Below are 13538 nucleotides of genomic sequence, written 5' to 3' on the forward strand. Positions count from 1 at the left end.
TTTTTTCTAGGCGGCAGATTGACATATTGGATACTGCCTCGTTGCCTAATTTTCCCGGTGGCGATATCGCCACAGATAGGCAATACACGCGACGATGACTAACCCAACTACAAAATCTTTAACAAATTCCATCTCACACACCTCCTCATCGCATAATTCTACAATGACCAAGCGGTTTCCTTCGTATCTTTCTGACACTCGTATACGCTGTTGTCACGTCCATTGTCCTAGGCTTATTCGCGTCAATTTGCGCTCCCCCCAATCCGGTCAAGATACGTGCTGAATTAGTTGCAATAGCCCCTTCTTGTAGGTATTCTACTAATAGTTGCAATAACATCCTATTTTCGCGGTGTGAGGACATGGAAACTAACCAAATGCCAATGTCGAACCTAGAAGTTGAGTCTTTTGGCAAATATATTTCAGCAATTTACCGCCATTCACAGATTCTCGTAAGTTCCAGGCTTAAGCCGTTTCAGATTGGTAGCGGTCAGTACATTTTCTTATTAACAATTGCCGCGAACGAGGGTATATCACAGAAGGCCCTGAGTCAGCAGCTCGCAATTGATAAAACCACCACGGGAAAAGCAATAGACAAACTGGAGGCACAAGGGTATGTGTGGAGAAAAGCCTCATCCTTAGATAATCGTTATAAGCTACTTTACCTTACCGACTCCGGTAAATTGGTAGTGCCAAAGGTAAAGGAAATATTAGATGAATTGACTAGTTTGATCTTGGCAGGGATAGACGATACGGAATATACGGTCATGATGAATATTCTACGGAAGGCACTTTTCAACATTCGCGAACTGGCTCGTACGGGAGGATTGGAATCCGTTTAGCAGGCCGGATGAACAAAGCTGTTTGCTCCATTCGTTCAACAATCATAACCTTTGCGAGGAAAGAAGGTATCCCCATGGCTCGTATTCGAGGAGTCTCAGCTCGCCAAGCAGGACCGTACGTGAAACTGGTTTACTTCTTTACTCGCCGGAATCTTCGTCGGTTGACTGGGCGTGAAACAGAGCAAATGATTGAGCCTCTTCAGATGTACGCGCACGTGCCAAGTTTTCTGAAAGGGTATGCCAAGCTAGAACAAGCTACGGCCAGAACGCATCGACTCGACAAGCGGTTGCGTGCCCTTGCAGAATTGAAGACCGCGTCCCTCACTCAATGCGAGTACTGCATCGACCTGGGCTCGCAAATCGCGCGACAGTGGGGTTTAAGTGACGATGAGCTACTGGCTCTACCGAATTACCGAAAAAGTCCTCTGTTCTCCGAACTAGACAAACTGGTTCTCGATTATGCTGTCGCCATGAGTCGCACGCCCGTCGCTGTGACCGATGATCTCGTCGCCAAGCTTCGTGAACACCTTGACAGCGAGCAACTGATCGAACTGACCCACCATATCGCGTTGGAAAACATGAGAGGTCGGTTTAATTTGGCCCTTGGCATTGGGGCGGCTGGTTTCAGTAAAGGAATGGTCTGCGCCATTCCGACCACAACGGATTAACACCAACTAACTCGACAAGTGAGGCATGGCAAGGGACATTCATGAAATTTGGCTAACGTAAGCGATTGTCGATACACTATGGCTTTTGGAAGAAGATGAATGATGTGCAAGCGATGCGGAACTAAGGGTAAGGGGGCCATCGTAATGGCTGACACGGAGAAAACGGAAGGGCAAAGGCCAGGCTTTGAGACATCGAACCGGATGAGATCACTACAGTAACAGATGAGGACGGGAAGACATATCTAGTTGAAGTCATATATGACGAGGAAGATGCGTTGGAAGTCATAGCTGACATCATTCGTCATCATTAATTGCCAAAATCAGTAATCAGGAAGGTGAATCAGAGTATCTAAATCCGAACTTGTCACTCGCGTCGCTGACGGTGAAGAATGGCCGGACCAAGAACCTATTCCCCTAACGTATGTCGATGACAAGGGCAAGGAATGGGAATTTGAAATTTAGAGGACTTGATTGAGATACTCGCTGAACTTGCTACAAGACTGTATTTGTAATTGTTAAACTCATAACCCGGGGCATGATAAATATGTCCCGGGCCTTATTTTGTCACACGGTTATCTGCTTAGATGAATCTACCCTACTGCTTTGCTTACCCACTTTCCAAAAGTAAACCGCCACGGCGACTTGTATGAAGACCATGATGAGATCGATGGGGATACCTTCATCGAACGGATCGGATGTGTTCACGAAGAACGAACCACCCTGGTAAAAGAAGAAGTTCAGATTCATAAATGCGGAGACAATCCCCGTAAAGACTCCCAGTTTCACCATTGCATTGTTTAATCGACCGGTTGCAGTGAGGAACGCCAAGAACAGGAACGAAAGTCCAACCAGAATCTCTCCAGTTTCGACTAATGCAGCGACGATTTCACAGTGTAGCATGCAGTACTTTTGCAACAAGCGAGCATAGAAGTGATATTGCATGTCTGGAATGGATTGCATCATTTGATTGTGCATGTCACGAACAAAGGTTCCGCTCAAGAGCTTGTCCAGTCCAGATACCAGCCACTCGTATGCGAGGATCACTAGGATCACGGGAAAAAAGAACCGCGTAGATTCTTGTGCCATCTCCATCCCCTCCTCATCCGATATCGTACTTCTATTGTTCATTAGTGGGACATAATCTAGATTCGTGTTCGTGAATCATTTTCGACACCCTTGGGGGCATTTATTTCCTTCTGTTGCGGCGGAAAGCTATTACAAAACGCCCAGGACAATCACCTGTCCTGGGCTTAGCGGCATGCCAACCCGTGAAAAACCGCAAGCCGGGCCACAAGCCCGTTCGGGTTCGAATCCCGCTCTCGCACCAAGCAGGACGCGGCTTTCCGGGTTTTCCGGAGAGCCTCTTGTTATCGTGAAACATTCGATTGCAAACGAATAGCTAATCTTTGTTTCTCAAAATGTTTCATCTCCGCCCATCTTCTGTCACCGTCAACACTGGTCTCAGCTCTGCTGCCACCGTCCGAAACACCTTGAAGGCATTGATGTTCATCTCGACCTCTCCTGTTGTTAATCACGAATCATGCTTCATTTTATTATTTTCATATGAAACTTAGAGTAGCATTAAAATGGAGAACAAGTGACAGGAGAGTGTCATCGATGAGAAATGTGAAAGTTTACCATGTAGATGCGTTCACGACCACCCCATTCAGCGGAAACCCAGCCGGCGTGGTGCCTGATGCTGCTGGTCTCACCAACCAGGAGATGCAAAGTATTGCCAGAGAATTGAATATGTCTGAGACAGCGTTCTTGCGTCGTGGCGACTCCGACGCTGATTTTCGCGTACGCTACTTCACACCGACCTCGGAAATCGACTTTTGCGGCCACGCGACGGTAGGTGCTTCGTGGTTATTGGCGACAGAATTCGGTTGGGCCCAACAGAAAGCTCAGTTGGTTTTCAAGACTAATGTCGGTATCGTCCCAGTGGAATGGACCACAAAGGAAAATGGTGATGTAGAGACAGTGTTCATGCGGCAAAGTTCACCCCGCGTTCAGCACATGGATTTAAGCGCCGAGGAAGTCGCTCGTTTGTTGGGAGTAGATGTGACTAGCCTAGACCGGAACCTTCCAATCCGACTTGGATACACGGGTAACTGGCACTTGCTCGTCCCGTTAACGTCACGTAAAGCGATTGACGAGGCAAGACCTCTTTTAACAGAACTAGCAGAGGTAAACATACGGCAGAACGCAGTGACCACCCATCTGTTTACATTTGATTGTAATCCTGATTTTTACGACCTATATACTCGAGATTTCGGCCCTGCGGTCGGAATTCCAGAGGATCCAATCACAGGTGCGGCAAACGGAGCCTTAGCAGGTTATTTAGTTCTTGAGGGTATACTTGATCGTGCACAACGGCACAAGCTGCGAATAGCACAAGGGGACGTGACGGGACGACCTGGGACAGTTCATGTAGATATTCTACCTGGAATGGAACCGGAAATTCGTGTCGGCGGATCAGCAGTCGTGACTATACAAGGTGAACTTCGACTGTGATGCTTGCCCAGAAGATGGCGTGGGCATTAGACTGTGGAATAGTTATGGACTTTGGAGGAAATGAATGATGTGCGAGCGATGCGGAAAAGAGCGATGTTGCTGCGCCGACGTCTGCGGATGTGATGATGAAGAAGTGCCGATATGCCCTGTCTGCGGCTTTGAGATGAAAGAAACGCGCGGCTGCACTCCCTTCTGCAGGAACTGCGGATACAAGGGAGTATGTGGGGATCCGACATCTTGAGCGAGTGCACCATTCTCCCGAATTGGCGCCATGCCGAAGAGCCATCCGGAGGTCGCAGGACGGACCGTGACCTTTTGACCTCACGCATGAAAAGAGGGACCAGAGGCCCCATCTCGACCCGAGCGTGGGCGGCGGAGCGAGCTTCGCCGCCGCCGACCTCTCATCACGGCTCATCCATCTACCTGGATGACACCGTGTGCGACGAGCCAGTCCACCGCCTCCCGGACCGCTTGCAGCGATTCGTAACGCGGCGTGTATCCGATGAGGCGCTCGGCTTTGGCAATGCTGCAGTTCGGGCTGTGGGCGATATGATCCCACGTCGCCTGCGCCTCCTGCGGGGAAACGGTCTTACGCCACTCTTCCCACGGCAGGTAGCGCAAGTTTGCTTCGCGGCCGAACCAGCCCGCCACCCCCTCCGCGTAGCCGCGCAGTGTCACCGCGGCCGGGGAAACAACGTGAAAGCTTTCGCCGACCGATGTGTTCCAATGGCGGATGGCCTGCTGGAACGCCTGGGCGACGTCGTCCGCGTGTACGTGATGCACCGTCTCCATCCCGAGATTGGGCAACACCACCTCTTCGCCGCGCGCCAGGCGGCTGAACACTTCCGGATTGAAGTGGCCCGCCGGATTGAGTGGCTCCCATCCTGGACCTACGATGTGCCCAGGATGCAAGACAGTCGCTGGCAACCGGCCTCTGCGCGCCTCTTCCAACAAATACTTCTCAATCTTCGCCTTGTGGATGCCGTATTCACCGAACGGCCGGCGCGGCACGTCTTCCGTCGTAGGCACGCGCACGCTCGGCCCATGCACCCAGATGGTGCCGCAGTGCAGAAAGTGCTGCACGTGCCCGCGCAGCGCCTCGGCCAGTTGCTGCGCGCTCGCGAGCGTAAAGCAGATGAGATCGATCACGATGTCCGGCTGCAGGTTGCGGATACACTCCCCGAACTGGCCTTGTGCCTCGAGGGCAGCGCGATCAATCTCCACCTGCCGCACCGACTTCCAGGCGCCGTGCGGCTGATACGGATCGCGCCGGCGGCGGCTGACGTTGATGACTTCGTGCCCGTCTTCCACCAGGCGTGGCACCAAGTAGGTGCCGATGTGTCCCGTGCCTCCGATGATGACAACGCGCATCCCGAAATCCTCCTTTATGGTTGTTTCACCTGGATGGCCACCAGCGGCAGCCGAATGAACCTGGACTTCATGCCTGCTCTTCTTGTCCCGATCCGCCCGCGACCTCCGACAGCATCCCGCTCAGTTCCGCTTTGCCCAGTTCCTCCATGTCTGTGCTCTCCCCCAATCACAACACCCGCGAACGGATGAACAGGTAACGAATCGCACTGGCCAGAGAATGACAAGGGATCCGTTCTCTCCACAGATTCCATATTCATACGTCATTGACCAGGATATATCATGAAAGATTTTCGTTAAATCTGTATATCAATCCTTTCTTCTTTGTTCCCGGTGACTTCTACGTATAGTGATTTTGCGGGATGTCCCGGTGCTGTAATCATCAAACTATATTTTCCGGTTGGAAGTTCTGTAAAGCGAAACTCACCATGTTCGTCGACTGAGACCATCTGCAACGTTACCCAGGATATATCCATTAAATGAATGGTTCCTCGCGTCACCTGTTCTCCTTCAGGGGTGCTCACGCGGCCGACAATTATCCCATTAGAGTCGCATGAAATCTTTACTCCTTTCCATTTGCTGATGAGCGGCTGTAACAACTCTGTATCCGGGATCGAATGATCTGCCGGTATATTCCTGTCCTGATTTAGAACTTGGCGATAGACTTTCAAAGTCTCGGAGACCATTCTCGTCACCGACCAACGTTTGACGGCCCACCTTTTTGCTGACAAGCCCATTTTGGTTCGTCGGCTGGGAAATTTCAATAAGTGGGCCAATACATCGGCCAACTCCACACTGTTTCCAGGATCAACAAGCCATCCAGTTTTCTCGGATTCAATCATTTCCGGAATTCCGCCTACTCGGCTAGCAACAATCGGTTTGCCCGCCAGCTGTGCCTCCATGACGGCAAACGGCAGTGTGTCATGAAGAGTCGGCAGAACGACAATGTCCGATTGCACCAGTAGATTGGGGACGTCGTTCCGATTCCCCAAGAAGCAGACGAACTGTTCCAGTCCCTTCTCTCGACAGAGTGCCTCCAAGTGGTTTCTCAGCACACCATCTCCAATGATCCAACATCGAAATGTGTATCCTTGAAGTTTGAGCATATATAATGCGTCCAATAGAGTAGAATGACCTTTAATCGGCACCAAGCGAGCGGGACAAACAATCAGCGGAATATCCTTATCTGTCGATACTTTTGGTGTCTGATCAAAGGAAAGATGAGTCCCATAGGGAATCACATGGGCATGGTTTACCGAAACATGCAGCCCGTCAAACGTGTCTCGTATCCACATACATGGAAAAATGACGGCGTCGGCTGCCCTAGCGCTCTCGGCTTCCTCGTGAACAACATATTCCATCTCGAATGGGTGCTTGGAAGGTTGGTTTACAAGCCATTCCTGCGATTTCACATTATGATACGTCACGACCAAAGGAATGTCGGGAGGCTTCACCCGGTATAAGCAACGAGCTGACAGAATGTCCTGTGCATGAATCAGATCGTAACCTTGTAACGGGAACTGTTGCAAAGCCAGTTCGATGGAATACCGCTCCATCTCCCGCCATCGCACCCAGTTCGTCACATGTGGAAAGTACTTATCAAAATAGCTGTTCACTATCGGCTTCACCTGTTCTCGCATGGCTTGTTTGTTTACTCTGTGCCCTGAAGAATGATATACCTCGCAGAGCCCCGGAGCGTGTGCCACTAGATCTACTTGGTGCCCTCGGTGCTCGAGTTCTTCCTTCAATCCTTGGATATACGTAGATCGTCCACCGACCCGTGGATAAGCTGAATACGTAGCGATTAATATTTTCATCAATATTCTTCCCCTTTCGCGACGCGGGTAACGGTTTCTGAAATCGTTACGTTACTATATGCAACGGAGACAAGCTCGGTACATGCATGCGTTTAGCATCCGCGTCTTGCTAAGTACACCGTTCACCCCAGGATCGACAGGGAGGCGTTGCGGCCATCGTTCAGAAGAATGCAACTTGCTAGTCAAAAGACGCGCAAGAGTCTACCTTGGAGAAGACTTGGGCACACTCATGGCACATCCATTTCCTGATTTCTGGGAATGCAGGAAACTACGGTGGATACCCGTGTACGAGAAATCCGCTCCTATTTATTCGCTAAGGCCGTGACTCAATGACGAAATAGGGCAAGTTCCCCAGGACATACACCCTTCAACAGGACAACCCCTCAGACATTATATGGACATCGGAGAAGTGAATACCGACGAGGAGGGAGTTTAATGTACGGAGTCTTTGGTGGCTTTACTCGTTGGGCCGTGGTGTTCCTCATCATCTTTGTCCTGTTCTTCCTGTTGGTCCCTGGATACGAGTATGGAGCAGGAGCAGCGACGGGTCCCGTGTGCTAACAGCCAGCCTGTGCAACAAAAGGGCGCCCATGTATCGGCGCCTTTTTCTTGCAAGTTGATGGACTGTGCTCTGCCTATCAATGAAGGAGGGAGACTGTGATTACACGTGCTCCTTGCCAATGACACGAACATCCATACGGCAAACATTGACGTATTACAGAACGTGCTCCAGCCCACGGATGACGTTCATGAGGTCTGGTTCCCATTTTTATTCTTTCCATTTTTCACACTCGAGGCACTCGGTGCATGGGACTGGTGGTGGTAAGCTGCGCAAGCAAGCCAAGCGGCAATCGAGTGTATAACCTGCACAGTACGGGCCAAACTCCATAAGTCCGATGTCACCGGCCCCACCTTCGCCGATGACCATGGCGGCCACGCTTGCCGCCCTACCCACGTTTAACTTTACGGAAGGTGCATTGATTTATGCTGAAAGACACACACGCTATCGTCGAGTCTCTGTGCTGCGGCCGGTGCATCACGGTGTTCCACGTTTCCAGCCGACCGCGGCCCCGTCCAATCCGCCCGATTCACCTTTCATCCCATAAATGGGCAGAAGACTTGGTCACGATGTCCAATTCTCTCGAACTTGTCCCTGCGTACCCTGGAAAACATCACGACCCGGGGGGATGAGCATGAACTGGTTGTCTTCGTTTATGATTGCCAACCTCATTGGAATCGGATCGAACCTCGACAATTGTGGCGTTGGTCTCGCGTACGGAACGAAAAACATCACGATACAAGGTTGGGTCAACGCCGTGATCAATGGAATCGGTTTTGGCACCACCCTCCTTGGGACGTACTCAGGCAGCTTGATTTCCCGCTACATTCCCGAAGCGGGTGCCAAGTGGGTGGCGTGCCTCGTGCTGTGCGCCATTGGCATATTCTCGCTCTATTCAGCTTATCTACAGCCTAGAATGGCATCACGCCCTGCCCCGTCTGTGAAGCTTTCAAGACCCGGCCTCAAACAGGCGGTCATGCTTGGACTGGCCCTTTCTTGTACGAATATCGCGAGTGGATTTAGTGCGACAGTTGCCCATTCTGCCTCTATCTGGACAACCGCGCTGAGCATCACAGGATGGGGATATATCATGATTTGGCTCGGAAACTCGGTAGCGATTCGATTCTTTTCACATTTATTGGGGAAATATTCCTCGCTCGCCGCTGGAGTCTTGTTGATTGGTGTGGGTATCCATCAGGTCATATGAGCAGCATGGAAGCCCGAGGATTTGATTGTTCAGACATTTTTCAGCGAGTACACCGGAGAATGTGGCTGTGAGATGATCGCAACCGCAGCCGTCTCCATTTACCTATTCCAATCGCTAATGTGTGGGCGCCAACGATGAGGCGGTCGGCATCAACGGCGAGGACGTGGCGAGATAGATGGGCTGCTATCCCCGCCGCCGAGTCGGACACTTGTCATGCCCATAAGCCGTTTTTTCGTCGCCAGGCACTGCACTAGCTGTGTCATTTCCAAGGGCGACTTGGACTGTGCCGCGAAGAGTGACCCTGCACAGACCATCCCCTACGCCTGGCGGCGTATACTCAACCCATGCTCGTGCTGGATGTGCTCCAGCAGACGGTCGCAGCCTCTGGTCACCAGCGCATATACCTGCTCAAAATTCCCCGTATAGTACGGGTCTGGCACGTTTTTGTTGTCCAGGTCGTCCACCAGGTCGAGCAGCCGCAACACACGTGCCTTGGCTCGGCCAAGGCGCCGGATTCCGGCCAGGTTTTCTTCGTCCATGGCCACGACATAGTCAAACTTGTCCAGATCCGCCCGTGACAGCTGGCGGGCGCGCAGTCCATCCGCACGAATCCCCTCCCGCGCCAGCACAGCCAAGGTGCCGCGATGGGGTGGATCGCCCACATGCCACCCGCCGATACCGGCCGAATCAACAGTGACCTGATCTGCCATTCCCTTCTCCTCCAACATGTGACGAAAGACGGCTTCCGCCATCGGAGATCTGCAGATATTCCCAAGACAAACAAACAACACCCGGATCAATCCCCATCACTCCCCCCAGTCCTTTCCGCTGTCAATCGCCGCCGAACGGACGCAGCATGATCTGAGCGGCTTCCAACCGCTATCATGGCACAAGCAGCAACTCCCTTGCAAAGGGCAATGATGGTGGCGTATGTGCAGCCTCTTCGCAATCACGGTGGCCCCCTGCCCCGGCCACAGGACAAGCCACGCGTGCGGCGCCGGCGGTTCATGAACCCGCTCCTTATGCATCCTATGCAGACACGGGTGGACAAGCAACGTCGCCGGGCGGTGGCTGAATGTCCCATGGATTTCTAGCATATTTCAAGCATCGTGCGTTATCGTTGCTGTCGGCAGGGCATCCTGCCCTTGCCTTATCCCCCAAGAGCTACCCTTTCCCTGATGGCCCGCGGTCCGCCGCGGGATTTTTGTGTTCAGACCCAATTTGCATCAAGCGAGGACGGCGTGGCAACACTAGAGCAATCAGGAGCACACAGCACGAAAGGCAGGGAGAGACCCGATGGCACGCAAAGACCACCCACTGCACGAGGAAGCCGCACAGGAAACTCGCGAAGCCGCCCGCACAGACGACACACGGCTGCAAGAGGAAGGGTTGTCCATCATTCAGCAGCAGCTGCGCGATGCCTACACGTCGGGTACAAGCGATGAGCTGTCTCCCGATCTCCCGGCGCCGAAGCAAGATATGAAGTAGCCCTCAGGGTCAGTCTTCTCCTCTGGCCCCTCCTCGGGCCCGTCCCTTATGCTCGCAGTCCAGAAGGGCCTGCCGGGCAGAACCCTCCTCTTGACACACAGCTCTGTATTGATTATAGTTTTGGGTGTTCCGCTTAACTGGCTCGGTAGCTCAGTCGGTAGAGCAGAGGACTGAAAATCCTCGTGTCGGCGGTTCGATTCCGTCCCGAGCCACCATATTCCTCGTGCGGTGCGGAAGTGGCTCAGGGGTAGAGCATCGCCTTGCCAAGGCGAGGGTCGCGGGTTCGAATCCCGTCTTCCGCTCCAGAGTGGCGCCATAGCCAAGTGGTAAGGCAGAGGTCTGCAAAACCTTCACCGCCGGTTCGAATCCGGCTGGCGCCTCCATATCCATTTGAGAGATTCATCGGCTTCCAGTCACGGAGGCCGCTTGTTGATTTGTCCCCGTCCTTTTCAGCCGCCCGTCGAGACGCTGAATCAGGATTTTCGTCTGCGCGCCACCGTCTCTTTACGGCGCGTTTTCCCATTCCGCAGGTGAAAACGAATGTACGACCCCGCCTTTTCCGCAGCCGCTCTCGCGTCACGCTCGGTCTCGGCTTCAGCAATGACATAGGCATACCGTTTTCCCATCGACAGCGGCGGCGTGAGGTACGCGTTCTTGCGCGGCTTGACAAACACCTCCCGCACGCCGGAGACCTGCCTGGCACGCCGACGCCCGGTCACCTTCTCCAGATACCCTGGTTTGTTCACCGTCAGGTAGCAGGCATAGATACATTTGCTGTTTCGAGACGACACGTCCGGTGTGTCACCAAACAGAGAGCGAAGGGTTTGCTCGGCAAGGTTGAAGCCGTGGGCGTACTCAATCAGGCGATTCATAGCCGCCCCGGAGATGCGTGGGTTGACCTCGATGACCCGGCAACCACCGCCACTCCAACGAAACTCAGTGTGAAACGCGCCGGTCTCCATGCCTGTGCGCTGGCAAATATCGGCCATCATGTCCTCCACCGCCGCCGCCAATTTCTCCGGGATGGACGGGCGTAGGGAGTAACCGGTGACAATGAAACGCTGCCCGAAGGTCACCACCTGTTCGACGATGGCTGCCACGTGCACCTGCCCTCGGTGCACCACTGCCTCGACTAAATACTGCGTCCCAGGCACGTACGCCTCGACGAGGACATCTCCATCTGGATAGCGTGCGCGCAACCTGGCCACATGCCGCTCAAACTCGTACCGGCTCCCGGCAAACAGGACATCCTTCGATCCGGTCGACCGAGGCGACTTGACCACAATGGGCAAATCGAGCTCAAGCGAGGGCACGTCGTGATGAGCCTGCACAATCTGGAACGGCACCGAGTAAGGGGCCTCGCGCAGACATTCGCGCAGGGTAATCTTGTCTTGCATCCGCTCTATCGCTTCCACAGTCTGGTAGGGCATGCCCAATTTACGAGACAGGCGGGCCGCCTCCCCCACGTGGGCGTCTGTGAAGCTCACGATCGCGCTGACATCCAGACCTGTTTCCATGAGGTTCCGGACCTGGTCCTCCACTCGCCGCGGATCTTTCAGGTCGACCAGCACCATGCGGTCCACGTGCGGGAAGTCGTCGCGCCTGTGCAGAAAACTGCGGCGGTCTGTCAACAACACAGTCGTAAAACCCAACCGCTTGGCCGCTTCGACGGCGTCCTTGCTGGAGCCAGACTGACTGCATCCTAGAAAGACCAACGACTTCACTTTTCCACCCCCATCCGCGAGTAAACTGGGCCGACTGGCGACCGCCCTCACCCCCCTCGTCCGACACCCACGTAGCGAAACCCAGCCTGCGCAACCCGCGCTGGATCTAGCGCATTGCGGGCGTCGAACAACCAGTTGCCCCGCGTCAGGGTCCTCAGTCCAGGCCAGTCCGCATCGACCAACTGTGGCCATTCGGTCACCAATACCAGTGCGTCCGCGTCCGTCACCGCTGCGGCCAAGGTGGCAGCCGGAATCAAGTCCGGGTGAAAGGGGGCGGCGCGCGCGGCCCCGGTCGGATCGTACGCGGACACCTCGGCGCCCTCAGCCGTCAGCTCAGAGGCCAGGCGCAACGCGGGGGCCTCGCGCAGGTCGTCTGTATGCGGCTTGAAGGTCAGGCCAAGCAGGGCGATGCGCCGGCCTTGCAAGTCGCCCATACGCCGCCGCATCACGGAAAGAAACCAAGAGACCTGCGTCTCGTTCACCGCGGCCGCTTCCGCCACGATAGATAGTTGAACGCCACAACCATCGGCCTGATGCAGCAAGGCGCGCACATCCTTGGGAAAACAGGAACCGCCGTAGCCGATGCCTGCCCGCAGGAAATCGCCGCCGATGCGAGGATCAAGCCCCATGCCGTGCGCCACCGTCACCACATCCACTTGCATCTGGTCGCACACTCGCGCCAGTTGGTTGATGAACGAGACCTTGCTGGCCAGGAATGCATTGCTGGCGTACTTTATCATCTCCGCGTTGCGCGGTGTCGTCACGACCCATTTACTGGCGAGGCCTTGATACACCGTCTGCAACAGGGCCAGCGCCCGCTGGGAATCAATCCCAAGGACGATCCGCTCGGGTGCAAGGGCGTCTGCCACAGCCTGGCCCTCGCGCAGAAACTCAGGGTTGGAGACGACGTCAAACGGAATCTGCAACCTGCGCCGCCCCAGCTCCCCCGCAATTTTGTCCCGCACCTGCTCACAGGTGCCCACCGGCACCGTGCTCTTGATGACGACGACCGTGTACCTGTGCATTTGCCGTCCAATCGCCTCCGCGACACTGAGAACAGACGATAGGTCACAACTGCCGTCGGCAGCCGCCGGCGTGCCGACGGTGACAAACACCACGGGACAATCATCCAGCGCATCGGCCAGCGTCGTCGTGAAGCGCAGGTGACCCGTCTGGCGGTACTTTTGCAGCCGCACCGCCAACCCCTGTTCGTAGATGGGTGGCCGGCCGGCCTGCAGTTGGCGGATTTTCCCCTCATCGATGTCGACGCCAACCACCTGGTGCCCATGCGCGGCCAAAGCCACCGCCGTACATACTCCCACATAGCCCATACCGACAATCGCCATATTCATCG

12 protein-coding genes and 3 tRNA genes are annotated in these 13538 nt (G+C 54.3%); 9 read left to right on the forward strand and 6 right to left on the reverse strand.

What is annotated here, in order from left to right:
• Positions 1-359: 359 nt before the first annotated feature.
• Both AK2_RS11565 and AK2_RS11570 read left to right on the forward strand, forming a co-directional pair.
• Positions 360-839, forward strand: a complete 480-nt coding sequence (locus AK2_RS11565) for a MarR family winged helix-turn-helix transcriptional regulator (protein ID WP_067934536.1) — start codon at positions 360-362, stop codon at positions 837-839.
• A gap of 119 nt (positions 840-958) precedes the next feature.
• A complete protein-coding gene (locus AK2_RS11570) occupies positions 959-1507 on the forward strand; it encodes a carboxymuconolactone decarboxylase family protein (protein ID WP_217994696.1) in 549 nt (182 codons plus the stop codon).
• A gap of 564 nt (positions 1508-2071) precedes the next feature.
• Here the strand turns inward: AK2_RS11570 and AK2_RS11575 are convergent.
• Positions 2072-2593 (reverse strand): hypothetical protein, encoded by a 522-nt coding sequence (locus AK2_RS11575; RefSeq protein ID WP_067934540.1) that lies wholly within the window; start codon positions 2591-2593, stop codon positions 2072-2074.
• A 531-nt stretch (positions 2594-3124) separates the two neighbouring features.
• Here AK2_RS11575 and AK2_RS11580 point away from each other — a divergent pair.
• Complete coding sequence (locus AK2_RS11580; RefSeq protein WP_067934541.1) at positions 3125-4021, forward strand: PhzF family phenazine biosynthesis protein; 897 nt, start codon at positions 3125-3127, stop codon at positions 4019-4021.
• A gap of 411 nt (positions 4022-4432) precedes the next feature.
• Here AK2_RS11580 and AK2_RS11585 read toward each other — a convergent pair whose 3' ends face one another.
• The gene (locus AK2_RS11585) at positions 4433-5392 is read right to left on the reverse strand and encodes an NAD-dependent epimerase/dehydratase family protein (protein ID WP_067934543.1); all 960 of its coding nucleotides are present in this window, start codon (positions 5390-5392) and stop codon (positions 4433-4435) included.
• 293 nt (positions 5393-5685) lie between these two features.
• Positions 5686-7206 carry a glycosyltransferase gene (locus AK2_RS11590; RefSeq protein ID WP_083521141.1) on the reverse strand — a complete coding sequence of 507 codons (1521 nt, stop codon included), beginning with the start codon at positions 7204-7206 and terminating at the stop codon, positions 5686-5688.
• A gap of 435 nt (positions 7207-7641) precedes the next feature.
• On the opposite strand from AK2_RS11590, the gene AK2_RS17665 reads away from it, so the two are divergent.
• Together AK2_RS17665 and AK2_RS11595 are read left to right on the forward strand one after the other, a co-directional pair.
• Complete coding sequence (locus AK2_RS17665) at positions 7642-7767, forward strand: hypothetical protein (RefSeq protein WP_281180655.1); 126 nt, start codon at positions 7642-7644, stop codon at positions 7765-7767.
• A gap of 632 nt (positions 7768-8399) precedes the next feature.
• Positions 8400-8972 (forward strand): manganese efflux pump MntP, encoded by a 573-nt coding sequence (locus tag AK2_RS11595; RefSeq protein WP_067934549.1) that lies wholly within the window; start codon positions 8400-8402, stop codon positions 8970-8972.
• A 317-nt stretch (positions 8973-9289) separates the two neighbouring features.
• Here AK2_RS11595 and AK2_RS11600 read toward each other — a convergent pair whose 3' ends face one another.
• Positions 9290-9763, reverse strand: coding sequence for a low molecular weight protein-tyrosine-phosphatase (locus AK2_RS11600; RefSeq protein ID WP_439645100.1), 474 nt, complete (start codon positions 9761-9763; stop codon positions 9290-9292).
• 505 nt (positions 9764-10268) lie between these two features.
• On the opposite strand from AK2_RS11600, the gene AK2_RS11605 reads away from it, so the two are divergent.
• From AK2_RS11605 to AK2_RS11620, 4 genes are all read left to right on the forward strand, one after another.
• Entirely contained in the window at positions 10269-10460 is a 192-nt protein-coding gene (locus AK2_RS11605; protein WP_067934554.1) for a hypothetical protein, read from the forward strand.
• A 139-nt stretch (positions 10461-10599) separates the two neighbouring features.
• Positions 10600-10675 (forward strand) — tRNA-Phe (locus AK2_RS11610).
• A 15-nt stretch (positions 10676-10690) separates the two neighbouring features.
• Positions 10691-10765: transfer RNA gene (locus tag AK2_RS11615), tRNA-Gly, on the forward strand.
• Between the two features lie 4 nt (positions 10766-10769).
• A tRNA-Cys gene (locus AK2_RS11620) sits at positions 10770-10843 on the forward strand.
• A 90-nt stretch (positions 10844-10933) separates the two neighbouring features.
• Here the strand turns inward: AK2_RS11620 and AK2_RS11625 are convergent.
• On the reverse strand, positions 10934-12184 hold the full coding sequence (locus tag AK2_RS11625) for an ATP-grasp domain-containing protein (RefSeq protein ID WP_067934557.1): 1251 nt from the start codon (positions 12182-12184) through the stop codon (positions 10934-10936).
• Between the two features lie 47 nt (positions 12185-12231).
• The gene (locus tag AK2_RS11630) at positions 12232-13536 is read right to left on the reverse strand and encodes a UDP-glucose dehydrogenase family protein (protein ID WP_083521154.1); all 1305 of its coding nucleotides are present in this window, start codon (positions 13534-13536) and stop codon (positions 12232-12234) included.
• Positions 13537-13538: the final 2 nt, after the last annotated feature.

The sequence above is a fragment of the Alicyclobacillus kakegawensis NBRC 103104 genome, from assembly GCF_001552655.1.
GTDB classification, from domain to species: Bacteria; Bacillota; Bacilli; order Alicyclobacillales; family Alicyclobacillaceae; genus Alicyclobacillus_G; species Alicyclobacillus_G kakegawensis.